The 25217-nt window shown below is 58.4% G+C and carries 20 protein-coding genes; 11 read left to right on the forward strand and 9 right to left on the reverse strand.

Annotated features, from left to right (window positions below; genetic code table 11):
• Positions 1–27: 27 nt before the first annotated feature.
• The 3 genes from AC1Q6J_RS15095 to AC1Q6J_RS15105 form a co-directional block, all read right to left on the reverse strand.
• A complete protein-coding gene (locus tag AC1Q6J_RS15095; RefSeq protein WP_013500406.1) occupies positions 28–756 on the reverse strand; it encodes a LuxR family transcriptional regulator in 729 nt (242 codons plus the stop codon).
• Positions 757–1086: 330 nt separating this feature from the next.
• Positions 1087–2679: a GMC family oxidoreductase gene (locus AC1Q6J_RS15100; RefSeq protein ID WP_006018742.1), complete on the reverse strand. Its 1593-nt coding sequence runs from the start codon at positions 2677–2679 to the stop codon at positions 1087–1089.
• A 308-nt stretch (positions 2680–2987) separates the two neighbouring features.
• Positions 2988–4235 (reverse strand): CaiB/BaiF CoA transferase family protein, encoded by a 1248-nt coding sequence (locus tag AC1Q6J_RS15105; protein WP_006018744.1) that lies wholly within the window; start codon positions 4233–4235, stop codon positions 2988–2990.
• 187 nt (positions 4236–4422) lie between these two features.
• On the opposite strand from AC1Q6J_RS15105, the gene AC1Q6J_RS15110 reads away from it, so the two are divergent.
• Genes AC1Q6J_RS15110 through AC1Q6J_RS15125 form a run of 4 tightly spaced genes read left to right on the forward strand, consistent with a single transcriptional unit; the run spans position 4423 to position 8792 of the window.
• Positions 4423–5583 carry an ABC transporter ATP-binding protein gene (locus AC1Q6J_RS15110; RefSeq protein ID WP_006018745.1) on the forward strand — a complete coding sequence of 387 codons (1161 nt, stop codon included), beginning with the start codon at positions 4423–4425 and terminating at the stop codon, positions 5581–5583.
• On the forward strand, positions 5543–6904 hold the full coding sequence (locus tag AC1Q6J_RS15115; protein ID WP_006018746.1) for an ABC transporter substrate-binding protein: 1362 nt from the start codon (positions 5543–5545) through the stop codon (positions 6902–6904). The genes AC1Q6J_RS15110 and AC1Q6J_RS15115 overlap by 41 nt, the downstream gene beginning before the upstream one ends.
• A gap of 32 nt (positions 6905–6936) precedes the next feature.
• Positions 6937–7809, forward strand: a complete 873-nt coding sequence (locus AC1Q6J_RS15120) for a carbohydrate ABC transporter permease (RefSeq protein WP_006018747.1) — start codon at positions 6937–6939, stop codon at positions 7807–7809.
• On the forward strand, positions 7806–8792 hold the full coding sequence (locus AC1Q6J_RS15125) for a carbohydrate ABC transporter permease (protein WP_013500408.1): 987 nt from the start codon (positions 7806–7808) through the stop codon (positions 8790–8792). The genes AC1Q6J_RS15120 and AC1Q6J_RS15125 overlap by 4 nt, the downstream gene beginning before the upstream one ends.
• 87 nt (positions 8793–8879) lie before the next feature.
• Here the strand turns inward: AC1Q6J_RS15125 and AC1Q6J_RS15130 are convergent, their stop codons facing one another.
• Positions 8880–9608 (reverse strand): FadR/GntR family transcriptional regulator, encoded by a 729-nt coding sequence (locus AC1Q6J_RS15130; protein WP_006018749.1) that lies wholly within the window; start codon positions 9606–9608, stop codon positions 8880–8882.
• A gap of 202 nt (positions 9609–9810) precedes the next feature.
• On the opposite strand from AC1Q6J_RS15130, the gene gor reads away from it, so the two are divergent.
• The 7 genes from gor (at position 9811) to glcF (ending at position 19499) form a co-directional block, all read left to right on the forward strand.
• Positions 9811–11196 carry a glutathione-disulfide reductase gene (gene gor / locus AC1Q6J_RS15135; RefSeq protein WP_006018750.1) on the forward strand — a complete coding sequence of 462 codons (1386 nt, stop codon included), beginning with the start codon at positions 9811–9813 and terminating at the stop codon, positions 11194–11196.
• A 215-nt stretch (positions 11197–11411) separates the two neighbouring features.
• Positions 11412–12968: a class I adenylate-forming enzyme family protein gene (locus AC1Q6J_RS15140; protein WP_006018751.1), complete on the forward strand. Its 1557-nt coding sequence runs from the start codon at positions 11412–11414 to the stop codon at positions 12966–12968.
• A gap of 25 nt (positions 12969–12993) precedes the next feature.
• Positions 12994–14448, forward strand: a complete 1455-nt coding sequence (locus AC1Q6J_RS15145; protein WP_006018752.1) for an NAD-dependent succinate-semialdehyde dehydrogenase — start codon at positions 12994–12996, stop codon at positions 14446–14448.
• Positions 14449–14575: 127 nt separating this feature from the next.
• The gene (locus AC1Q6J_RS15150; protein WP_006018753.1) at positions 14576–15445 is read left to right on the forward strand and encodes a VOC family protein; all 870 of its coding nucleotides are present in this window, start codon (positions 14576–14578) and stop codon (positions 15443–15445) included.
• An 87-nt stretch (positions 15446–15532) separates the two neighbouring features.
• Complete coding sequence (locus AC1Q6J_RS15155) at positions 15533–16969, forward strand: FAD-linked oxidase C-terminal domain-containing protein (protein ID WP_006018754.1); 1437 nt, start codon at positions 15533–15535, stop codon at positions 16967–16969.
• A 15-nt stretch (positions 16970–16984) separates the two neighbouring features.
• Positions 16985–18175: a glycolate oxidase subunit GlcE gene (gene glcE, locus AC1Q6J_RS15160; RefSeq protein WP_006018755.1), complete on the forward strand. Its 1191-nt coding sequence runs from the start codon at positions 16985–16987 to the stop codon at positions 18173–18175.
• Positions 18176–18191: 16 nt separating this feature from the next.
• The gene (glcF, locus tag AC1Q6J_RS15165) at positions 18192–19499 is read left to right on the forward strand and encodes a glycolate oxidase subunit GlcF (RefSeq protein WP_006018756.1); all 1308 of its coding nucleotides are present in this window, start codon (positions 18192–18194) and stop codon (positions 19497–19499) included.
• Positions 19500–19526: 27 nt separating this feature from the next.
• On the opposite strand, the gene AC1Q6J_RS15170 is transcribed toward glcF, so the two are convergent.
• The 5 genes from AC1Q6J_RS15170 to AC1Q6J_RS15190 are packed head-to-tail and all read right to left on the reverse strand — an operon-like array spanning position 19527 to position 25172.
• Positions 19527–20567 carry an ABC transporter ATP-binding protein gene (locus tag AC1Q6J_RS15170; protein WP_006018757.1) on the reverse strand — a complete coding sequence of 347 codons (1041 nt, stop codon included), beginning with the start codon at positions 20565–20567 and terminating at the stop codon, positions 19527–19529.
• The gene (locus AC1Q6J_RS15175) at positions 20564–21505 is read right to left on the reverse strand and encodes an ABC transporter ATP-binding protein (RefSeq protein WP_237863167.1); all 942 of its coding nucleotides are present in this window, start codon (positions 21503–21505) and stop codon (positions 20564–20566) included. The genes AC1Q6J_RS15170 and AC1Q6J_RS15175 overlap by 4 nt, the downstream gene beginning before the upstream one ends.
• A 60-nt stretch (positions 21506–21565) precedes the next feature.
• Entirely contained in the window at positions 21566–23263 is a 1698-nt protein-coding gene (locus tag AC1Q6J_RS15180; RefSeq protein WP_006018759.1) for an ABC transporter substrate-binding protein, read from the reverse strand.
• A gap of 33 nt (positions 23264–23296) precedes the next feature.
• Entirely contained in the window at positions 23297–24199 is a 903-nt protein-coding gene (locus AC1Q6J_RS15185; RefSeq protein ID WP_006018760.1) for an ABC transporter permease, read from the reverse strand.
• 4 nt (positions 24200–24203) lie between these two features.
• Positions 24204–25172 carry an ABC transporter permease gene (locus tag AC1Q6J_RS15190; RefSeq protein WP_230551318.1) on the reverse strand — a complete coding sequence of 323 codons (969 nt, stop codon included), beginning with the start codon at positions 25170–25172 and terminating at the stop codon, positions 24204–24206.
• Positions 25173–25217 lie beyond the last annotated feature (45 nt).

Below are 25217 nucleotides of genomic sequence, written 5' to 3' on the forward strand. Positions count from 1 at the left end.
CACCCCTAGTTGTGGGAGGAGTTCGCCTTAGTTTTGCTGTTCTCGTTTGGCAGCGGCCACGCGTAGTGCCGCTTGAACAACGGTTCGCACTCCCAATTTTGCTTTCGCGTTGTTCAGGTAAGAGATAGCAGTGTGATGCGATATTCCCAGAATGCGTCCGATGTCCCAAGCGCTCTTGCCGCGGGCGGCCCACTCCAGACATTCGAACTCGCGGGCGGACAAAGCTGCTCCATCAACACGAAGATCGCTCGCGAGTTTGCGGCGAACGTGTGAGTGGAAGAACATCGCCATCAACTGAAGCATTCGAGGGTTCGACGTGACGAAGCGTTCGAATTGAGCTTCCCGTTGGTTGCCGGCAAAGGTGACGGCGGCAACGGGGCCGTGTCCGTCATGGATAGGAACGGTGAATCCTAGCCGAATGCCATATTGGGAGGCTTCGTCCAGCAACCGCTTCTGTGCCGGCGAAAGATATCGTTCGGTCGATCCGATTCCCCAGCGAAACGGCTCGGTGTCCCGTAGCGCCTGCATGATAACCGGATCGATCCGTTCGTAGTGGCTCCTTAGGTAGTGTGAAGTCCACTCCTTTGGGTATGTCGACATAAGACGGGGTGTCCCATCGAGCTTTTGCGGTAGCGCGAGGTACGCAAAGCAAGACAGGTCGAGAGCCGCGGCTGTGACGGCCATGGCTCCCGAAAGCTCTGCTTGATCTTCAGCGCTCGAAAGATGATCAATGAAGTCTTGAAATATGCGATGCATGTCGAGCTAGGTTAGGTGGCGTCGGTACTTGATCTCCGGCACGGCTGTCCCGGTTAAACCTTCCTTATCGAACGGTCAGAGCAGCACGGACATCGTTGACGATTGCGGGTGATGTCCAAAAGGGTACTCAAATCCATAAAAGAAGCCCGGGACCCGTCATCGGACCCCGGGCAGTCTAGGGAGGACGCCCTCAGGCGCTTGCTGCCATTTACTGACACCTTCGCGTCAGACCGCCGACAACGAGCGGGACCACGGGAAATCAAGCGATGGCCTGTGCGATGAAAGGCAGGGTTTCAGATTGTTCCTGCCATTGAGGGAGAGAACATTGGGTCACTTCCCGGCAATCAACTCTGCAGCTTTCTCCGCCATAGCCATGATCGGCAGATTGGTGTTTCCGCTGATCACGGTCGGCATAAGTGAACCGTCGATAACGCGTAGATTGTCGATGCCCCGAACCCGAAGCTTGCTATCGACCACGGCGTCGCGATCCTCACCCATGCGACATGTTCCGACCGGGTGGTAGATCGTTTCTGCGCGGGCTCGTATCCACTTTTTGCGGGATTCCGTGCTGGTAAACGGATCGATATCGAGTTTGCGCTTAATGTGTTTTCGGAGCGCCGGCTGATCGATGATCTCGCACATCTGCCGAACGCCTTCTTGCATGCTGACGAAATCACTTTCATCGGATAGAAAGCGGGGGTCGATCGCCGGCGCGACGAAGGGATCGGCCGACCGCAGGCGCAGCGTTCCACGACTCTTCGGACGAAGCTGGCATACGCGAATGGCAAAGCCGTGCGGGACGCGCTCGCCCTGCGGCGGGTTTCGCAGCGCGACGATGAGATGAGCCTGCCACTCAGGCCACGATGAGGTTTTATCGGGCCCCCAGAAGGCTCCGGCTTCGACCCCCTGTGAGGTGCCGGGCCCCGTGCCTCGGAGCATATATTGTGCGCCGGCCAAGGCACCTCTGAACAATCCGATGTACGGCGTCAGTGTGATCGGCTGCGACGCCTCCAATCGAATTGCGCAATCCAAATGATCTTGCAGATTGCTTCCAACGCCGGCGGAATCGAGCACCGGCTTGATGCCGAGTGAACGGAGGTGATCGGCCGGTCCAATTCCTGACAGCATCAGTAATTGCGGCGAACCAATGGCCCCGGAAGTCAGCAAGACTTCTCGTTCGGCCGAAACGGTGACCTCACGCCCGTTGTGGTCAATGACAACACCCCGAACGCGCGTGCCTTCGACCGCGAGGCGCCGAACCTGAGTGTTGGCCATGATGGTCAGATTGCTTCGTCCTTTCCCCTGGTCGAGAAACTTGAAAGCACCTGAACGCTTGCCGTCTGAAATCGTAAGTTCGTAGAAGCCTGCGCCCATCTGAGACGGACCATTGAAGCCGTTGTTCTCGGGGAGGCCTGCCGACTTGGCGCTCTCAATAAATGCCTTCGAGATTGGATGCTGCAACACGCCATAAGAAAGTCGGATCGGACCCGAATAACCTCGGTCCTGATCGGGCTGGGACGTTACCTGGGCGGCGTCCTCGATTTTTCTAAGGTAGGGGCGGAGGTTTTCGTACCCCCACCCACGACAGCCTTGCGCTTCCCATGAGTCGTAATCCTGAGGATTTCCCCGGATCGCAATCATGGAGTTGATGGCGGACGACCCTCCCACCACCTTGCCACGGGGAATATAGATCTTGCGATTGTTGAGTTCGGTCTGCGGTTCGGTCCAAAATTGCCAGTTATGCTTCGGACTCGTGTAGAGCACGCGAATGCCCGCCGGCATGTGAACGAAGATTGAAGAAGAGGGACGTCCGGCCTCGAGCAGCAACACCTTGACGTTGGGATCTTCGCTCAATCGAGCGGCGAGCACGCATCCTGCCGATCCTGCGCCGACAACGATATAATCGTATTTCGAGAGCTTCATCCTCCGTCCCCTATTTCAAAAGCCGACGATCGGTTCGTTTTTGCGACCAGTTTCGCCAAGGTCAGGCCTTCCCGACTTGCAAAAGCCATCGCCAAACTATAATTGGTCCTACCAATCAGGTCGATCCAATTATAGCGACGAAGGCCTGGTAGTCAACGGAGAGCTCGTCTCATGTTTCAATACCGGAGGATCGTGGCCGCGTTCCTGCTCCTCGGCGCAGGGCTCGCCGTTTTGCTGCTCGCTCCTGCCAAACCTGCCATCCAGCCGGACCAAGAGACGATTCGACGAGTGATATGGGCTCTTGGCCCCTAGCCGACTTCGGGACGTCCGATATCGATGATCCGTCGCTCACTTAGATCTTGGATGGCCGCCGAGTCGTACTTCAGTATCGACTTGAGGATGTTTGCAGTATCCTCGCCTCGCCGCGGCGGTCCTTTGGCATATTCGATCTTCGTTCCGGAAAACTTTATCGGATTGGCGACGAGAGGGGCTGTTGTTCCGGAAGAATGAGGAAGATTGACCTGCATCTCCCGATGGATAACCTGAGGGTGAGCGAACACCTGATCCAGCCGGTTGATCGGTGCGCAAGGCACGCCCACGGGCTCCAGAATGGAAATCCAATGCTGGGTCGTCTGCTGTATCAGATGCGCATCGAGTAGGGGGATGAGTTGATCACGATTCTTAAGCCGGTCGGTGTTAGTGACGAAACGGCTATCGGTTGCCAGGCCGCTTAAACCAGTAGCTGCACAGAACTTCCGGAATTGCTGATCATTACCAACGGCGAGCACGAAGGAACCGTCGCTGGTTCTGAAGACCTGATATGGAACGATGTTTGGATGCGCGTTGCCGAACCGTTTCGGCGGCGTGCCGGTCGTGAGGAAATTCAAATTTTGGTTGGCGAGAACCGCGACCTGGACGTCCAGCAGTGCCATGTCGATATGCTGTCCTTCTCCGGTGCGTTCGCGATGCAGTAATGCGGAGATGACGCCGGCGGCGCTATACATGCCAGTGAGAATATCGACGATCGGAACCCCGACCTTCTGCGGACCCCCGCCTGGCTTGTCATCACTCTCTCCGGTAATGCTCATCAGGCCGCCGATGGCCTGAATGGCCATATCGTATCCTGCGACGTCCTTCATCGGGCCGGTCTGGCCATAGCCGGTGATGGAACAGTAAATGATGTCAGGCTTGACCCTTTTAAGCGCCTCGTAGTCGAGGCCGTAACGCGCCATGTCGCCGACCTTGTAGTTCTCGATCACGAGATCGGCTTGCTGGGCAAGTGCGCGCACAATGGCGCTACCCTCGTCAGTCGATATATCGACGCATATCGAATGCTTGCCGCGATTGGCGCTCAGGAAATACGCGCTTTCGGTCGTATCAATTCCACCGTCTTTCCGCAGAAAGGGCGGGCCCCACTGCCGCGTATCGTCGCCGGTGCCAGGGCGTTCGATCTTCCAAACCTCGGCTCCTAGATCAGACAGCAACTGCGCTAACCAAGGCCCCGCGAGGATTCTCGAAAGATCCAGCACTCGATAACCTGCCAACGGTCCAGCCATCACGCTTCCTTGAAGTCTGCGGGTCAAATAGCCGCGCGCCGTGCGAGGCCGCACTAACTATATGTGGAGCGACCAGATTGGTCAAACCAAATGCTGCTTGACACCGCGCATCACGCGACATACGGTCCTGCCAAATTGGTTTAACCAATTAATGAAAATACCGGGAAGAACGTGAAGGTCTGGCTGTATGGCGCGAGTAACTCTCCAGAATGTCGCGAAATCCTTTGGAGGAGATCGAGGGCCATGGGCCGTTCAGGACTTTTCGTTGGATATTGCCGATGGCGAACTGGTCGTGTTCGTCGGCCCGTCCGGCTGCGGCAAGTCCACGACGTTGCGAATGCTCGCCGGTCTAGATGACGTCACATTCGGCAAGATTCTGATCGACGGAAGGGACGTCACCGCGCTTCCGCCGAAAGATCGCAACATTGCGATGGTTTTTCAGAACTACGCTCTCTATCCACAGAAGACGGTCTTCGAAAACATGGCCTTCGGCCTTCGGGTCCGTAGGACGCCACAGCAGGAGATCGATCGTCGGGTGCGCAGCGCGGCATCAAGTCTCGGATTGGAGGCCCTGCTGGAGCGCAAGCCACGCCAATTGTCGGGTGGTCAGATGCAGCGCGTAGCGCTTGGTCGCGCGTTAGTCAGAGATCCCGACGTATTCCTCCTCGACGAACCCCTCTCGAACCTTGATGCGAAGCTGCGGGTCCGGACGCGAGAAGAGATTGCGACGCTACACGCCCGATTGGGCGCGACGATGATATTTGTTACCCACGATCAGGTCGAGGCCATGACGCTCGGCGATCGTATCGTGATCATGCGTGACGGATTCATCCAACAGGCGGGCAGTCCGCTTGACCTTTATGATCGGCCCGCGAACGCCTTCGTGGCGACTTTCATCGGGTCTCCAGAGATGAACCTGATTGATGGCGGGTTGATGCGCGACGGGGGCGCGCTCGTAATGCGCTCCGGCGGTTTGAGCGTCAACTTGCCTGCCCAGTCATTCTCCGAAGCGGAAAGGGATGTCACGCTTGGCATTAGGCCCGAGCACATCGAGCGCGCGGAAACCTCCACGGCTTTTGAGCTGGTAGTCGGCTTGGTCGAGCAAATCGGCGCGCAAACCTATGTGCTGGGTAAGATCGATGGCAACAAAATCCGCGCGGTATTTGCTCGGGACGATGCGCTGAGGGCGGGCGACCGAATTTTTGTGAATTTGTCTCAAGAGAAGTTGCACCTGTTCTCGCGCGAGAGCGGCAAGACACTGAGGCGGACCTCGACGAAAGGCGAAAATGGCAACGGGAGAGAACTTCATGGACAAGCTCAGCTTAGGCGCGCCGAGTTCCAAGGCTAACGTGAGCGACATCGATCGGCGGCGTTTTCTCAAAACGACGGCTGGTGCAGCGGCTGGCATCGCGGGCTCACTTTCCGCGCCCTATGTCAACGCACAGTCCGGGGTAACGCTTCGCATTTTGAACGCTGAAACGACTGCTGCGAGCCAATCGGCCTTGCGCGATGCGTGCAATGAATACGAGAGCAAGTTCGGCGTAAAAATCGTCGTCGACTCGACGCCGATTAGTGGTGGTTATGCGAAGTCGATGGCGGCCATCAATGCTGGCGCTCCTTACGATATCGCCACGGCGGGATACATTGCGCACATCTTGCAATACGCGATGGCGGGTCACATCGTGCCGTTGACGGATCTTGTCAAAAAATATTCGTGGGGGAAGCAGGGAACCTGGTCATATAAGGGAGAAAATTGGTTCTATCCCTATGACTACAATTTGGTGACGGTTTTCTACAGAAAAGATCTGTATCAGGAGAAGGGCCTGAAGGTTCCCAACACATGGGCCGAGTTCCTTGAGAATTGCCGGGCGCTGACTGTCGCGAAGGATGGCAACATAGAGCGAGGGGGGTGCGTCATACCGCTCGCGAGTGACAGTGCCACCAACTGGGCGAGCTTCGGCAACTTGTTTGCAGACGCGCCGAAGTTTTATGACGACAAGTGGAACGTCGTTCTCGATGCGCCGGGGAATGCCGGACCGACCGGCCGTTTTCTCGATCTATATGCCGATCTTTATAAAACGATGCCGGCTGGCATGAACACGGTCAGCTATGCTGAGCTGATGAGTCTTTTCGCGACGGGAAAGGTTGCGCATACCGTCTATTCGGGCCGCGTAGTCGAGGCGCTGGAAGCTCGCAATCCGGACCTCGCAAACAAGTATGGTATTTTCGCTTCTCCAGACAGTGCTGGTAAGCAGAACGCACTGTCCTTCGCCTTCGATGGCTTTATTCTTTACAAGACTAAGCAGACTGAGGCGGCCTTTAAGTTTCTACAATGGTTTATTGACGCGCACTATATTCGCTGGCTGCACTCCGCCTGGATGAATTTCCAACCGGCGCGATTGGACATTTACGAAGATCCACGGTGGAAAAATCATCCGATGATTCAGAAGCATTGGGCGACGATGGAGCAGATGAAGTCGTTCATTGATGAAGACAGCAAGACGGTTCTTAACTCAATAGATATGACGGGTCCGTCGTTTGATCTGCGACCGTGCAAGGTCTTTGATGCGAACATTATGCCGGAGATGCTGCAAAATCGGGTTCTTAAGAACATGTCGTCAAGCGACTGCGTGAAAGCCGCCGCCGATCGAATCCGAAAAATTGGCTGAGCATCGGAACTGGTGAATAGAGGCCCGAGGCTATGCGACAGGACTGGCGAATCATCGGTTTGTTCATCGGGGGTGTACTGGTACTCGGTACAATTGTTGGCGGACCTCTCCTCTATTCGATAAAGCTCTCCTTCTACACAGCGGCGTCGTTCATCGACCCGCCGCAGTGGGTGGGACTTGGCAATTACGTGAAGGTTCTTAGTGAGCCGCTGTTCTGGGGCTCGCTGTTAAACGGTGTCACGATCGCCATCTCGGCGATCGTGCTGCAAGTCGTTCTCGGCGTCACCATTGCGCTCGTCCTCAATAGGCAGTTTGTGGGGCAGACTGTCGTGCGGGCGCTGTCAATCGTGCCGTATTTTCTTCCGACGGTCGTCGCCTGCCTCATCACGCAGTGGATTCTTGATCCCAACTACGGCCTTCTCAAGAGTGTCTTCGCGTCATTCGGATATGGGATGTTCGATTGGGGAGGTAATTCAACGAGCGCGAAGGCGACTATTGTCCTTGTTAGCGTTTGGATCTGGACGCCGTTTGTCGTGACCTGTGTTCTTGCCGGCCTTCAATCCATTCCGGCTCAACTGTATGAAGCGGCCCGGGTCGATGGAGCAGGGGTTATGAAGCAATTCTGGCATGTCACGCTGCCAGGATTGAGGTCAGTGTTGATCGTGGTCATCCTCCTGAGAGGGATCTGGATGTTCAACAAGTTCGACGTGATCTGGCTTCTAACGAAGGGCGGACCGCTCAACGAAACCGAGACGCTTCCCACGTTGGCCTACCGAAAAGCGTTTCTCGAGTTCGACTTGGGAGGGGGGGCCGCTGTCGCCACCATCTCGTTCTTGATGTTGGCGAGCATTATCTTGATTTACCTCAGGGTTTTTCCGATCGACGAGGCCAAGCAGGGACGATGACGATGTCGACTCAAAATCAAGCCCGCTCTGCTGCCGCTGTCGTCGTTGGTTCACGAGCGGTGCGGATGTTGCATAGCTCTAGCGGCTCAGGAAGAGAAATCTCAGACTCCACACCTTCAGTCTCGCACGGGAAAACGACGCGGTATTACGGCAAGTCGCTGAAGCAGATTGCCGGCCGCGTCGGTTTGTATGCCGCGGTTGCGCTAATCTGCATCTATTCCTTCTTCCCGATCTACTGGATGATCCTCTCCAGTCTGAGGTCGCCCGAAAAGCTATTTCTGGATTCATCCTTGGTTTTCTGGCCACCCGATCTAAGCTCTTACAAGTCACTCTTGCAGCTTACGAACTATCCGGCGAATTTCGTTAATAGCGTCATGATGGCTATGGCTACGATTGCCGTGGCGACGACGCTGTCATCATTCATTGCTTATGGAGCGACGCGTTTACGGTTTCGGGGCAAAACGACGTTGGTCGCGTCCATGCTGTTCGCCTACATGTTTCCGCCATTGATGTTGGTTATTCCGATGTCCGCCTTGTTCCGAATAGCTGGCTTAGCCGATAGCTTGTGGGGCCTGCTAATCGCTCACCTGGCGATTTCGCTGCCGCTGGCGGTGTGGCTGCTATGGGGCTTTTTCAAATCGATGCCGTTCGATCTGGAGGAAGCGGCAATGGTGGACGGCTGTTCCCAATTCGGCGCCTTCATCAAGGTGGTCCTTCCGCTTTCGGCCCCCGGCTTGATTACGGTCGGCATCTTCTCGTTTTTGCTGTCCTGGGCGGACTACGTATTCGCGCTCATCCTCATCATGAGTGATGATCGCAAGACATTGCCCGTGGGCTTGGCATCAATGCTTGGCGCGCAAGATCTGCGTTGGGGTGAGATACTCGCCGGCGCAACCCTTATTGCTCTGCCGTTGTTCGTTATCTTTATGTTCTGCTATCGATATTTCGTCGCAGGGCTGACGGCGGGTGCGCTCAAAGGTTAGGCACTGTTCGAGCGAAGCACGTCCTCGTGCTTCGCGCTAGACCGTGGGTATTTCGCGTAGAGATGGCGGACGGGGTGCCCGGCAAGACTAACGTTTTGTGACTTTGGTTTCCCCTAGAAGCGATTGCCATGCCTCCACTGTTCGCGAGAGGTGAGCGTTCATCTGTTGTTCGGCTAGGCCTACCCGCCGCTCTTCGATCGCTTCCAAGATGGTGCAATGGTCCTCATAAGATTGTCGACCTCGATTTTGGTCGGCAAAGTAGACCTTCCGTCGATGCCTGGACAGTTCGTAGAACGATCTCGCCACGCGCAGCAAAATGTCGTTCTTGGTTGCAGCAAAAATCGCAAGATGGAACGCCTCGTCCTCGCGCTCTATGCTTTGCTTTTTGGATAGGCGCTTGTTGGTCTCTTCAAGTATGGCGGTGATCTCGCGAATGTTGTCCGCGGTCCTGCGTGTGCAGGCCAACCTGACCGCCTGCCCTTCGAGCATGCGCCGGACCTCCATGACGTCGGCGATTTCCTTGGCCTCGAATGGAACTCCGGATTCAGCATAAAGCACTAGAGCATCGATGCTGCTCTCTTCGATCTTTCGCAGATAGATTCCAGAATTTGGGCGCCGTTCTATCACTCGCATGGTTTCAAGTGCGGCCAGAGCCTCTCGAACCGCGCCGCGACTGGTGTCGAACTTTTCCGCAAAGTCGCGTTCTGATGGCAACCGTTCGGAGGGCTGATAGCGGCGCTCACGGATGAAGGAAAGGATCTTTCCGATGGCGTTCGAAGGAGCCTCAAGCTTGTCGGTTCGATTTCGCTCAGTCATCTAAAATATCCTGCCTGGTCCTGCCGACCACTTGATTTCGATTTCCTCGGTAGCTAATCATGGCCGACCAAATTGGTCGACCAGTACTTTGGAGGAACCTTGAGGATCTCGGTCGAATCCGCCCTGCTTCAGTAGATATCAGGTTGAGGAAATTGAAGCATCTGAAACGCGCCAAATCCACCTAAAGAATTGATTTCCCAGCATGGATAGCTTTGAGACGGATCTGTTTGTCATAGGTGGCGGCTCGGGCGGCGTGCGCGCCGCGCGGATCGCCGCTGGCCATGGCGCCCGCGTCATGATCGCCGAGGAATATCGGATGGGCGGCACTTGCGTCATTCGCGGGTGCGTACCGAAGAAGCTATTCGCCTACGCCTCGCATTTCAGCCACGACATCGCGGATGCCGCGGGCTTCGGCTGGACCGTTCCGCCGGCGACGTTCGACTGGGCCACCCTGATCGCCAACAAAGACAAGGAGATCGCCCGGCTGGAAGCGGCCTACACCACCAACGTGGAGAAATCTGGCGTGCAGGTGATCAAGTCGCGCGCCGTGTTCGAGGACCCGCATACGCTGGTGCTCGACGGCGGCAGGAGGGTGCGCTCGAAGTATATCCTGATCGCCACGGGCGGCGCACCGAACCACGGCAAGGCCATTCCCGGCATCGAGCATGTCATCTCATCGAACGAAGCATTTCATCTACCCGAATTGCCGAAGCGTATCCTGATCCAGGGCGGTGGCTATATCGCGCTGGAGTTTGCGTGCATCTTCTCGGGCCTGGGTTCCCTCGTGACTGTGGTCTATCGCGGCGACAACATCCTGCGTGGCTTCGACGACGACGTCCGCGCCCATGTCCGCGATGAGATGGAGAAGAACGGCATTACCATCCTGACCGGTTGCACGGTCGACGGGATTGAGAAGCACGACGATTGGTACACGTCGCACCTGTCGAATGGCTCCAGCATCGCGTCCGACAAGGTGATGTTCGCCATCGGCCGTCACCCCGCCGTCGCAAATCTCGGGCTGGAGAAAGCCGGCGTCGCCATCAACCCGGATAACGGAGGCATCGTCGTCAACGAAGCCTCGCAGAGCTCGGTGCCACATATCTATGCGGTCGGCGACGTCACCCATCGCTTCAATCTGACGCCGGTAGCGATCCGTGAGGGCCACGCTTTCGCCGATACGGTTTTCGGCAAGCGGGCGGTCAAGGTCGATCACATCGATATTCCGACCGCCGTGTTCACGCAGCCCCAGGTCGGCACCGTGGGCCTCACCGAGGCGCAGGCGCGGGCGCAGTTCGCTATCGTTGATGTCTACAAGGCGGCGTTCCGCCCGTTGAAGGCGACGCTGTCCGGCAGCGAGTCGCGGGTGTTGATGAAACTGGTGGTTGACGCGGGGAGCGACCGCGTCGTGGGTTGCCATATCGTTGGATCGGACGCGGCCGAATTGGTTCAGGTCATCGCCATTGCCGTAAAGATGAAGGCTACCAAGGCGGACTTCGACGCCACTATGGCGCTGCACCCGACCTCCGCCGAGGAACTGGTGACTATGCGTACCCGCACTGCACGTTACGTGCGCGACGCGGCGGCTTAGAAAGCTCAATTTCGATCGATTGTGCAAATTCAGGCCGTTGGCGCGCGCGTTATGCGGCGCCGCTCAAAACGCACTTGACAATACGATTGTGATCATACCAAACTGGTCCTACCAGTATCGGTGAAAATCCAGCAACAGACTAACCTCGCCATCCGCAGCCGCTTGTAGTCGAGGAGCTGGATGCGGAAGTTCTGGCGAAGAAGATTGGGCCCACCATGGAAGTGGATTATTTGACTAGCCTGCCGCGACGCATCCACCTCATTGTGGATGAGGGGGCCAAAGCAGGAGCATCCCGGCCGGCTCTTACTGACGAGCGGGGCATCGTTTGGTCCTATCGGAGACTGATCGATACGATCGAGGCCGTTGCAGGTGACTTGGCGCGTCTAGGGATCCGTCCCGGTGATCGGGTCATGGTGGTGGGCGAGAACTCAATCGGCGCCATCGTCCTGATGTATGCGGCGAGCCGGCTTGATGCATGGGCAGTGATGACGAGCGCACGGCTCGGCCCGCACGAACTGGACGCCATTGAGGGTGATTGCAAGCCCAGACGCGTATTCTATACGCATGGAATATCGGCGGAAGCAGATGCTGCGGCGTGCCGGCGCGGCGCGGAAGCCGAAGCGTTCACGGGGATTGGAGCGATCAAGGTCGGTAAGTTGGAGGCGAGCGCCGTTCCCGAGGAGGTCTATGAGGATCCCGCCCGTCAGGTTGCAGTTCTCATCTACACGACGGGGACTACCGGTCGCCCGAAGGGAGTGATGCTCAGTCATCGCAACCTCGCTTACGTGGCGGGCCGGGGCAAAAGAACCAACACGCTCTTTCCCGAGGACGTCACGCTTTGCGTTATGCCGATCTCTCATTCGTACGGGTTGACGTTGCTGCAAGGTATGTTGTTTGTCGGCGCACACCTGCGGATCATGCCGAGGTTCTCTCTCACGCAAGCAATCGACGCCGTCGTGAATGGTTCGTTGACCGCCTTCAATGCCGTCCCTGCGATGTTGTCGCGGATCATCGCTTACGTCGATCAGAACAATATCAAGCTCACGCCCAATAACCTTCGTTATGTCTATACCGGAACGGCACCGCTCGATCTGTCTCTGCGACAGAGCGTCGAGCGAGTGTTCGGCGTGGTGCTTCATAATGGTTACGGGCTGACCGAGACGTCTCCGACCATCAGTCGGACGCTGTATGCCATGGGAAGCAACGAAATCAACATCGGACCGCCAATCCCGGGAATCGAAACCAAGATCGTCGGACCTGATGGGCGGGAAGTACCCGATGGCGAAGCGGGCGAACTGCTCGTTCGCGGGCCCAACGTGATGTTGGGGTATTATGGTCAGCCGGACATGACCGCGGAGGCGATCGATCGCGAAGGATATTTGAAAACCGGAGATATCGTCAGCCGGTCGCCGGGCGGCGAACTGGTGGTCCAAGGCCGGTCGAAGGAGCTAATTATCAGGTCCGGCTTCAACGTCTATCCGCCCGAAATCGAGGCTGTCCTCAATTCTCATCCGGCGGTTCTCAATTCCGCGGTAGTCGGGCGATCAATCGAGGGCAACGAGGAAATCATCGCTTTCGTTGAGCCGACCCCTGGAAGCACCATCGAAGTGGCCGAACTGCTCGCGCTCGTGGAGCGGCAGCTCGCACCATACAAGAAGCCGCAGCAGATCATTGTCTTGCCGCAACTTCCGGTAGCCCCGAACGGGAAGATTAGAAAGCACGACTTGAAAAAGCGCGCCGAGGAGTCGCTGTCAGCGGCTACCTCAGTTTAACGAATTATAGACCGGACGGACGGAAATGGTGACAAGTCGCGAGCAGATGTACCCCGATACAAAGTTGTTCATCGATGGATCCTGGCGCGATGGAACGAGCGGAAAGGTCGAGCCCATCCTGAATCCGGCGACGGGAAAATTGATCGGAACAGTTGCGCACGCGTCTATCCCCGATCTCGACGACGCACTTGAATCGGCCGTGCGCGGGTTCGAATTGTGGCGGAGGACGTCTTCCTTCGAGCGATACAAATTGATGCGTGGGGCTGCCGAAAAGCTCCGCGAGCGAGCCGCCTCAATCGCGCGTATCATGACGCTCGAGCAAGGCAAGCCGCTGGGCGAGGCGAAGATGGAGGTGTTGCTCGGCGCAGACATCATCGACTGGTTCGCGGAGGAGGCGCGTCGATCCTACGGTCGGACCATTCCGTCACGTTCCGGCGCCGTACAGCAGGTCGTGATCCGCGAGCCAGTTGGGCCTGTCGCCGCCTTCACGCCGTGGAATTTTCCGATCAACCAAGCCGTCAGAAAGATATCAGCTGCGATGGCGGCCGGGTGCTCCGTGATTCTGAAGGGACCCGAAGAAACGCCGGCAAGTTGTGCAGCTCTGGTCAATGCTTATGTCGATGCCGGCTTGCCCTCCGGTGTCCTCAATCTCGTTTTCGGTGTGCCGTCCGACATATCGGAATACTTGATTGCCCACCCTGTCATTCGCAAGATTTCGTTCACGGGTTCGACGCCAGTCGGGAAGCGGCTTGCGGCTCTCGCTGGAAGTCACATGAAGCGCGTTACGATGGAGCTAGGTGGACATGCGCCTGCGCTAGTCTTCGAGGACGCAGATGTCAAACAAGCGGCAAAATTGCTGTCCGCGGCAAAGTTCAGGAATGCCGGCCAGGTTTGTGTTTCTCCGACCCGGTTCATGGTCCATGAACGGGTCTACGACGACTTCGTTGAACAATTCACCGCTGCTGCCAAAGCTCTCGTCGTCGGGGACGGCCTCGACGAAGCGACCCAAATGGGACCACTAGCTAATCTCCGTCGAGTCGAGGCGATGGACGCGCTGGTCTCGGACGCCGTTCAGCGCGGCGCGCGCATCCGGACAGGTGGAAGGCGCCTGCGCAACGATGGCTTCTTCTTTCAACCGACGGTTCTGACGGACGTGCCTCTGGACTCGCGCATTATGAACGAGGAGCCATTCGGCCCTGTTGTGCCAATCGCGTCGTTCTCGACATTCGAGGATGCCATGGTCGAAGCGAATCGGCTCCCTTATGGCCTTGCTGCATATGCGTATACGAAGTCAGCGGCGACGATCGGCGCGCTCGGCTCGATCGTGGAGAGTGGAATGGTGTCGATCAACCACCAAGGCCTTGCCTTACCGGAGACTCCCTTCGGAGGAATCAAGGACTCCGGATACGGTTCGGAAGGTGGTACAGAAGCGATGGACGCGTATCTCAACACTAAGTTCCTGACCCAGATGCACGGTTAGCATGCGCGATCGGCAATGCTGATACGCCGTCGCGGAGCATGCGTCGCGCAGGTCAAACCTCGCGACGGTCCTTCGCCGCGCCAGACTCTAGGGCCCAAAGATCCAACGCCTAAAGCGAGTTAGCGAAGTGTTGTTGACCATCGACCGCGTTCAGATCGCGACGCCGGATGCCAAAAGTGCCGCGGAGATGTGGCGTCGCCGATTGGGGGCGGAACAAGTCTCTGCGGATCGGGTCCGGGGATTGGGCGCCAAACGAGTGACATTGCGTGCCGGGACCGGCGAGATTGAGTTGTTGGAGCCGGAAGGCAACGGCGTTGTCGCGGACGAACTGGCAAGACGCGGGCGATCTCATCTATTCGGCGCCGGCGCGACCTCACTCGACCCGCGTGCACTGGTGCATCATGCCACGTCGGTCGGAGTTGAGCATCAGCACGAAAATGGCCAGGATTTTCTCCGGTTCGAAATCGAGGGGAAGCCGGTCCATTTCGTAATCTCTCCCCCGCGTACGGTGGAGCCGACCGGCGGGATTGATTTCCTTTATGAGGTGACTTTGCTCGCGGCCGACCAGGCAGCCGCGGTAACGCGCTTCGCCGAAGTCTTTCGTCTTGATACACGGAATTTCGTGACGATTACCTCGGAGCTCTTTGGCTATACGGGCGTCCTCACTCTCTTCGCGCCTGATCGCCTCGACCGATTTGAAGTCATCACGCCGACGGACTTCACCAAGACGCTCGGCAGGTATCACGCCCGCCAAGGCTCGTCTTTCTATATGGCGTATGCCGAAAGCCGAGAGATCGGTCGCATCGAAAGATCGGCGAAGGCGGACGACGTGGGACACACGCTGGATCCGCGCGAGGAGAAGCGGAGCGGTCGAGATCCGGAGCAACTCTGGCTTCATCCTCCGGCCCTTGGCGGAATGATGCTAGGGCTATCGCGGCCGACGCTTGGTTGGCGCTGGTCGGGCCACCCTGAGAGGGTCGTGGCGTTAGTGCAATAGAAGCTCGATGGTGGATGCGTCGGGCTTATGTCGATTGCATCAGGCCGCGACTGACCCATCGGAAAAATATCCGATGACGAGGATACGATGAGCAAAATTAGGTTCACCGAACCAAATCGAGAAATCCTCGCGCGCCGAGATTCAATCATAAACGATCTAACCCGCCTTGTTGACCCCGCTGGGCTAATAACGTCGACGGACGAGTGTCGGGCTTATGAGACAGATGCGTTGACGGCCTATCGCAAGATGCCGCTCGCCGTCGTCCTACCGAAGACGACCGAAGAGGTGAGTGCCGTTTTGAAATACTGTCACGACACCGGCGTCAAGGTCGTGCCGCGCGGCGCAGGTACGTCTCTCGCCGGCGGGGCAATTCCGAGTGAAGACGCCGTCGTTCTCGGACTTTCAAAGATGAATCGGGTGCTCGCGGTCAACTACGATGACCGCTTCATCCGCGTCGAAGCGGGAGTCACAAATTTGAGCGTAACGGCGGTGGTGGCGGAGAACGGCTTCTTCTATGCGCCAGACCCTTCCTCTCAACTTGCCTGCACGATCGGAGGCAACATTGCCAACAACTCCGGAGGCGCGCATTGCCTGAAGTATGGAGTCACGACCAATAACCTCCTCGGCGTAAGGATGGTACTGATCGATGGATCGATCATCGATCTCGGCGGTGACTATCTCGATAGCGCTGGACTCGATCTGCTGGGCCTGGTCGTCGGCTCCGAGGGGCAGCTCGGGATAGTGACCGAAGCGACCCTCCGAATTCTGAAATCGGCCGAGGGAGCGCGCCCGGTTCTGTTCGGTTTCCCGTCTTGCGAGGGAGCGGGCAAGGCGGTTGCGGACGTCATTGCCGCCGGTATCATTCCCGTAGCCATCGAATACATGGACAAGGCCGCCATCGAGATCTGCGAGGCCTTCGCCAAGGCCGGCTATCCGCTCGATGTCGAGGCCCTTCTGATTGTAGAGGTCGAAGGGTCCGACGCCGAGATGGACGCGACGCTGGCGGACATCACCGCCATCGCTCGTGCGAATGGTGCGACGACAGTGCGCGAGAGCAGGTCGGCAATTGAGACGGCGGCAATCTGGAAGGGGCGGAAGTCGGCTTTCGGTGCGACCGGGCGAGTCGCTGACTATTTGTGCATGGACGGCACGGTGCCGACCGGCAAGCTGTCGTACGTTTTGGCGGAGATCTCCAAGATCGTACAGCGACACGGATTGCGTGTCGCGAATGTTTTCCATGCCGGTGACGGCAACATGCATCCGCTCATCCTCTACAACGCGAACGATCCGTCGCAGCAGTCGAAGGCGGAAGCAGCGGGAGATGACATTCTCAGGCTCTGCGTTGAAGTTGGTGGGTGCCTGACGGGCGAGCACGGTGTCGGTATCGAGAAGCGTGATCTAATGCGCTGCCAGTTTGACGATGCCGATCTGGCTCAACAGATTCGGGTGCGCGCCGCGTTCGATCCGCGATGGCTGCTCAATACGGATAAGGTGTTTCCCCTCGATTTTCGATGTCAAGGTTAGGGTGACGGGAGTGTGATGACCGATTGCTATAAGCCGCGCGACGAGTGCGGACTGTCGTCTGCCATCAAGGATGCGGCTACAGCAAAGATGCCTCTCGTCGTGCGCGGCGCCGGCTCCAAGTCGGCGATGGGCCGACCGCTGGGTGGATACGCTATGCCTCTAACGACCGAGCGCATGCGCGGAGTTTCACTTTATGAGCCGACAGAGCTCGTCATCGGTGCTTTGCCTGGAACGCCGGTTTCCGAAATCGATCGGATGCTCGCCAAGCACAACCAGATGCTTCCGTTCGAGCCGATGGATCATCGTGTGTTGTTCGGGACGAGCGCAGAGCCGACAATCGGAGGTATTGTCGCCGGGAATGTTTCGGGTCCGCGTCGTGTCGCGGTCGGAGCTTGTCGCGACAGCCTGATCGGCGTTCGCTTGGTCACGGGCCGCGGAGACATCGTGAAATCCGGCGGGCGCGTGATGAAGAATGTCACCGGGCTCGATTTGGTCAAGCTGACCTGCGGTGCGTGGGGCACGCTCGGCGTTTTGAGCGAAGCCATCTTCAAGGTGTTGCCGAAGCCGGCGCGTTCCCTATCGCTGGGATTGCGCGGCTTGGACGACATGACAGCGATTTCGGCGCTAACCGCAGCGCTCGGGTCGACTTTCGCGGTCTCGGCGGCGGCGCATATCCCGGCGAGTATTGGGTCGGACTCGACTACGATCGTTCGACTAGAGGGGTCCGAGGGCTCGGTAGCCTACGGATCCCGCGAACTTGCCAGGCTCTGGTGCTCCTTTGGGCTGCCCGACCTGATCGAAGGGGATGAAAGCGCAAACTTTTGGTTGCGCATCCGCGACGCGCACTGGCTGGCTCAGCCAATGGATCGTTCCATTTGGCGGTTGTCCTTGGCCCCCTCCAAAGCGCCGCGTGCTCTTGCTGACATCCGGCGAAAACTCGGCGTGCGGTATTTCTACGACTGGGGCGGTGGTCTCGTGTGGCTCGCGGTCGTGGGCGCTGACGATGCGGGAGCGTCGGTCGTTCGGGAAGCTATGGTCAATACCGGTGGGCACGCCACACTCGTACGGGCTTCATCGGAGATTCGCCGCAGGATCGATGTGTTCGAGCCGCTTCCTCCTGCGGTGCTCAAGTTGACGCAGGAAATCAAGAAATCTTTCGATCCTGACCGCGTTCTAAATTTCGGCAGGATGTACGCCGGTATCTGAGGCGAGGCGGACTGGTATGCAAACAAACTTCTCGCTGACGGCCTTGGCCGATGCACATGTAAGCGAGTCAGAAAAAATCCTCCGTGCCTGTGTGCATTGCGGCTTTTGTACTGCGACATGCCCGACATATCTGCTTCTTGGTGACGAAGCGGACAGTCCGCGCGGGCGCATCTATCTGATCAAGGACATGTTGGAGGAGGAAAAGCCGGCGACCCCTCAGGTCGTCGAGCATATCGATCGATGTCTGACGTGTCTTTCCTGCATGACGACCTGTCCGTCCGGCGTGCACTACATGCACCTGGTCGATCACGCGCGAGCCCATATCGCCCGAACCTATACGCGTCCTCTGCCTGATCGGTTGCTTCGAGGCATGTTGGCGAAGGTGCTGCCGTTTCCGGGCCGACTTAGGTTGGCTTTACGCGTGGCTACCGTGAGCAGGCCGATCAGAAAGTGGCTCGCCAATCTTCCCGGCGGCGCGCAACTCGCCGCGATGATTGAACTTTCGTCGTCATTCAAGCGAAGAAGGCCGACCCGAAGGTTACCGGGCGCGACCGTCGATAGGCCGCGCGGTCGGGTTGCGCTTCTGAGCGGATGTGCCCAGCAGGTCCTCGGCCAGAACATCAACGAGGCTGCAATCCGGTTGTTGACGCGTCACGGTATCGAAGTAGTTCAACCGATCGACGAAGGGTGCTGCGGAGCTCTCGTGCAGCACTTGGGATACGAAAGTCGGGCGCTGGATGCGGCTCGACACAACGTGGATGTATGGACACGCGAAATCGAGAACGGCGGCCTCGACGCCATCGTGGTTACGACGTCCGGTTGCGGAACGGTCATTAAAGATTATGGCTTCCTACTTCGCAACGATAACGCCTACGCTCAGAAAGCCGTACGGATCTCGGCTCTAGCGCGGGACATCACAGAATTCTTGCATGAATTACCGCTTCAAGACGGTGTTCGGACTACCGGCCAGGTCGTGGCTTACCATTCGGCATGCTCGATGCAGCATGGACAGCAGGTTAGAGATCAGCCGAAGTCACTTTTGAGGCGAATGGGGTTTGTAGTGAGAGAAGTACCGGAAGGCCACATATGTTGCGGCTCCGCCGGAACATACAACGTACTGCAGCCTGAGATCGCCAATCGACTGCGCGCACGAAAGGTCACCAACATTGAGAAGGTCAAACCGCAAATCATTGCGAGTGGAAATCTCGGCTGCATAACGCAGATTGGTGCTGGAACACGCATTCCAGTCGTCCACACGGTGGAGTTGGTCGATTGGGCGATGGGCGGCCCGTTGCCTGACGTCCTAAAGGGGTGCTTGGGCTAGGTGCGGACAAGCGACCGCTCTGACGTCCTAGTTTGGATTGCCATTTCCGTCCATCGCGGCTTCGATTGCCTTATTGGCTGCTGTCTCATCATACAGATGGCAGGCGATCTGCCGATTGCCGTGCAACCGCAGCGGCGGAATTTCGCGGCTGCAGACCGGCATGGCGGACTGACAGCGAGGGTGAAATGGACAGCCGGGCGGGGGGGTGGCGACGCTCGGCACCTCGCCCTGAAGGAGCACGTGATCGCGGGCGCGCTCGATTTGCGGGTCCGGCACCGCTACCGCATCGAGAAGAATGCGCGTGTAGGGATGGAGCGGTTCGCCGTAGAGGTCGTCGCGCGTCGCGATCTCGACGATGCGTCCGAGATACATCACTGCGACCCGATCGCTCATGTGTCGGACGACGCCGAGGTCGTGCGAGATGAACAGATAGGACAAGCCGAACTGCTCCTTGAGGTCGGAAAACAAGTTCAGAACCTGGGCCTGCACTGAGACGTCGAGAGCTGAGACCGGCTCATCACAGATGAGCAGTTTCGGACGCAGTGACAGGGCGCGCGCGATGGCGACCCGCTGACGCTGGCCGCCGCTGAGTTGGTGCGGATAGCGGTCGAGGAAGCGAGTACCCATTCCGACCGTATCTAGGAGTTCGGCAGCCTTCGCGCGGCGCTCGTGGCCCGATCTGCCGACGCCCTGAATCGCCATCGGTTCGGCGATCAGGTCGGCGATTGTCATGCGGGGATTTAGCGACCCGAACGGATCCTGGTAGATGATCTGCATCTCACGCCTTAGCGGTCGCATCTGGCGATGACTGAAGCCCGTGATATCGCGTCCGTCGAACACGACCCGGCCGCCGCTCGGCGGCGTCAGTTGTAGTATGGCCATGGCCGTGGTGGATTTGCCGCAACCGCTTTCGCCGACGAGCGAGAGAGTTTCGCCGCGCTGGAGTGTGAGGGATATGCCCTTGACAGCTCGAACGGAGGGGGCGCCCGTTACGCCGAAAGAGGTTGTGCTTGCATAGTCGACGCACAGGTCCGAGACCTCGAGAATATTCGTTGCTACGTCGTTCATAGCGGATTCCAGCACGCGAACAGATGGCCGTTCCGTGTGCGTTCGTCGCCGCTAAGCGGAGGGCGTTCGTCGCACCGTTCGGTCCGACGTGGGCAGCGCGGTGCGAAGGCGCAGCCCCCGGTTCCGTCGGAGGGGGCGGGTGGCTGCCCAGCGATCGACTCGAGCCGATGAGCGATCGGACCGACGATCTTGGGCACGGAGGCGAGGAGGGCGTGCGTATAAGGATGGCGCCCATCGCGATAGAGGTCGTCGGCCGCCGCTGTCTCGACGATGCGGCCGGCATACATCACGTTGACCCAGTCGGCGTAGCGCGCCACGACGCCGAGATCGTGCGTGATGAGAAGCAGCGCCCCGCCCAATCCGCGGGTAAGGTCAGTGAGAAGCGTCAAAATCTGCGCCTGCACGGTGACGTCGAGTGCTGTCGTCGGCTCGTCCGCGATGATGAGTCTTGGCTCGCAGGAGATCGCGATAGCAACCATGACACGCTGGCGCATACCCCCACTGAGCTGGTGAGGATAGGCCTCGGCTTTGGTCTCTGCATCCGGGATGCGGACCTTCTTGAGAAGGTAGATCGCCTGCGCTTTGGCGGCGCTCCAGGACATCCGGCGATGACGCACCAGCGGCTCGGCGATCTGGCGCCAGATGCGCAGGCTTGGGTTCAGCGCTGTCATCGGCTCCTGGAAAACGATGCCGACCTCGTTGCCTCGGATGTCCCTGATCTGTTTTGGTGACTGCGTCTGCATATCACGGCCGGAGAGGCGTATTTCGCCGGCCGTGATCTTGATCGGTGGCATTGGCAGTAGATGGGTGAGCGACATCGCGGTGATGCTCTTGCCCGCGCCGCTTTCGCCTACGAGCGCCACGACCTGGCCTGAATAGGCCCGGAACGAAACGTCTGCGACAGCACTCAGCTCCGTCTTGCCCGACCAGATGCCCACGCAGAGCCCGCGTACATCCAGTATCGGGGGCCCCGACATTTCCAAAGTTCCGTGCATCGATCAGAAGCCCATCGACTTCTTTAGATCCTGATCGATCCAAGCGCGCGCCCAGACCGGCGCATCACGCCGAGCGGAGACCGAAATCTCACCATAGTAATTCTTGACCCACGGCCACCATACCGTGAACGAGCGCGGCCTGGGCAGAAACAGGAATGGCGCTCGCGCGGTCATCTCATTGGTGAGCGCGGCGACGCCCTTCTTGACCTTGTCCGGGTCCCTCTCCTGCTGGATGGTGTCGAGTGCCGCATCGACCTTCGGGTCGTTGACGCGGGCCGAATTCCAGACGGAAGAGGACCGGTACAGTTTCTCGATTGAGGCCGTCGGATTGCTCATGCCTGCGAAATGCCAATAGCCGGGGCCGTGCTTGCCGGTGGTCATCAGACTGAGAAACGCTCCATACTCCTTTGGCTCGATGGTCATCTTTACGCCGATTGCCGACAGATATCCGGCTACAATCTGCGCTTTCTTTAGCTGCTCAGGGAAGCTCGGAACCTGTGCCTTGAACTCGAAACCATTCGCAAGACCCGCTTCGGCGAGGAGCTTCTTGGCCTTGGCCGGATCGTACTGGAGAACCTCCCGGGCATCGTTCGGCATCTTTTCGGGCGGCGTGAAATAGCCTTCCCAAGTTTCGTCCATCGGCAGGTGCGGAAAGTCGGCGTGGCCGCCATAGATCTGCTTCGAGATGGCGGCCCGGTCGACCGCGAGATTCAAGGCGAGACGCACCTTCGGGTTGTCGAAGGGTGGTGCATCGACCCGCATTGCCAGTGCCTCACCCGCATAGTCGGGGTGTTCGATGACTTTGATTTTATCTTGGATCGGCGCCAGTGACTTGAGTTCGTCCCAGTTGATATTCGCCATGACATCGATCTTGCCGGTGCGGAAGGCGGCTAGGCGTGTCTGTGAATCCCCGATCGTCCGCATCACAAGGTTATCGACGAATGGGATCTTGTAAGGTTTGCCGTCGATCGTCTCGCGGTCCCAGTACTCCTTGTTAGCCTGATAATCCCCGAAGGCCCCGGCCTCATACCGCGTCAACCGGAAGGGACCCGTGCCGCAGGCATTCTGCCAGTTGCCAGCACCGCCGTTAGGGGCCTCCGTGATCTCTTTGGGATAGATGCCGGCGTAATAGCCGTAGCCGAGGCGGTACTTCCACTCCGAGTTGTACTCCTTCAGGAAGAAGGTCACCTGGTGCGGTCCCGTCTCCTCGGCCCTGTCGATGAAGGAAAAATAGACTTTGTTCGCCTTCGGACTAGCGACGAGACGGTTATACGCGAACACGACGTCTTTGGCGGTAAAGTCGCGCGCTTCCATGATGCCTTTGCAGGCCTGCCATTTCACGTTCTTGCGCAGGTTGATAACGATCGAGAGCGGTTTGTCGACGACCTCCCAGCTCTCTGCGAGTTCGCCGCGCAGCACGTCGTCGCTGAGCCAGGCCTCGCTGAAAAAGTTGTTCTTCCCGCCGCCACGTACGCCTTTGCTTAGATCGCCCACCATCAACTGCTCCATGTAGGGCCCAGCATCGATAGAGACCTTCCAGTTCCAGTCGGCGGGATCCCACGACAACGCCGCAATCCCCGGGGAGTAAGGAACGATGGTCAGCGTGCCACCGTATTTGGGTTCCTGGGCGCTCACGGCTTGGGTCGCAATCACAGTCCCGAGCGCGATAACCGCCATAGTTCCGAGATGTCGGCCTACCATTCCTTGCTCCTCCTTAGTGTTATGGTTTTTCGCTCAATTGCGCACTATTCCGCGTGGATCGAGAAGATCGCGGAGAGAGTCTCCGAAGATGTTCACGCAAAAAACGATCAGAGTTATCGCGAGGCCAGGGGCCGCGACCATCCAGACGTTCTCGAACATGTAAGGGCGGGCATCGCTCAGCATACGGCCCCACGCGGGTGCGGGCGGTGGCACACCAAGACCAAGGAAGCTGAGACTCGATTCGGCCAGGATCACGCCGCCGAGGCGCGTGGTGTAAAGCACGATGAGGGGCGCGGCGATCGTCGGCAGGATGTGCCGGAGAATAATGTGCCAGTTACCGGCGCCGAAGGAATGGCCCGCCTGCACGTACAGTTGCTCGCGCGCCGACAGGACCGCGCCGCGTACGATGCGCGAACCGGCAACGCCGTAGAGGATGCCGAGGAGGGCGATGATCTGCACGATCCCGGGGCCGAGAACCGCGACGCCCGCGATCAGCACGATTAGGTCGGGAAAGCTCTGCCAGGTATCGACGAACCGCTGAACCAGGGCATCGAGACGTCCGCCGAAATACCCGGACAGAACCCCGAGCGTGACCGATAGGGCGAGCGATAGCAGCGCGGCGGTGATACAGACGATAACGGAAGTACGGGCTCCATAGATGATGCGGCTGAGGATGTCGCGTCCGAGTTCGTCTGTGCCGAGGTGGTGCGACCAGGACGGCCCTTGCATCAGCGATGTAAGGTCGATCGCGTCGAAGTCGTACGGTGCGATCCAAGGTGCCAAGAGTGCGCAGACCACGATCGCGGCGAGAAGGCCGGCGCAAACCGTTCCGAGGATATCCTGCTTAAAAAGGCGACTGAAGAAAGTCCTGACGGGTGCTGCCCAAGCGCCTCGCCCGGGACCTGTTTCGATCTTCAGAGGTGACTCGATAGTCATGCGTTCAGCCCTGACGAATCTTGGGATCTAGGAGGGCGTAGCTGATGTCGACGAGCAGGTTGATCGTCATTACGCCGACGCCCACGAGAAGAAAGATGCCCGTAATGACCGGATAGTCCCGCTGCGACACCGCCATCAGGAGTAGTTGGCCCATACCGGAGATCACGAAGATCTGCTCAATCACGACCGCGCCACCGATCAGCAGGGGCAACTGCAACCCGACGATGGTTATGACCGGCAGAAGCGCGTTTTTGAGGACATGGCGCAGGACGACCGTCCGCTCGTCGAGACCCTTGCTCCAAGCTGTACGGACATAATCCTGGCGCATGACTTCGAGGACCATGGTGCGGGTCATCCGCATCGTCACTCCCGACAAGGCGATGCCGAGGACGATGGCGGGCGGCACCATCTGGCGGAGGCTAAGGAGGGGATCGTCGGTCAGCCGAACATATTGCACGGTCGGAGCGATCCCCCAGAGCATCGCCGGCACGACCACCACTAATGTCCCGAGCCAAAAAGGCGGGACGGACAGGGCCGTGATGGCAAAGACACGGCCGAGATAATCGACCGGCTTGTTTTGCCGGATCGCCGAGATGATCCCGACGGGCAGCGCGATCAAGAGCGCGAATATCATGGCCAGCACGCCTAGATACAGAGTAATCGGCATGCGCTCGGCGACGAGGCGGGTGACGCTATCTCCCGTCCAAAGCGAGCGACCGAAATCTCCGTGGAACACAATCGAGCTGATCCAGTGCCAATATTGTACAAGGACCGGCTGATCGAGCCCGAGTGCCTTGATAAGATCTTCGCGGGTCTGGACGCTGGCCGAGATGTCGTTCTGCGACATCATCATGTCGATCGTGTTTCCCGGTATCAGGCGAATGGCCGAGAACACAATAACGCTCGCTAACAGGAACGTCGGCACAAGGGCGACAAGGCGACGAATTAGATATCTCAGCATGACGCGGTCCATTGGAGGGCGCGCTCACCATGCAGATTGGCTTGGTCCGACAGCACC

The organism is Afipia sp. MLSD5-FHT05B12, assembly GCF_058793355.1.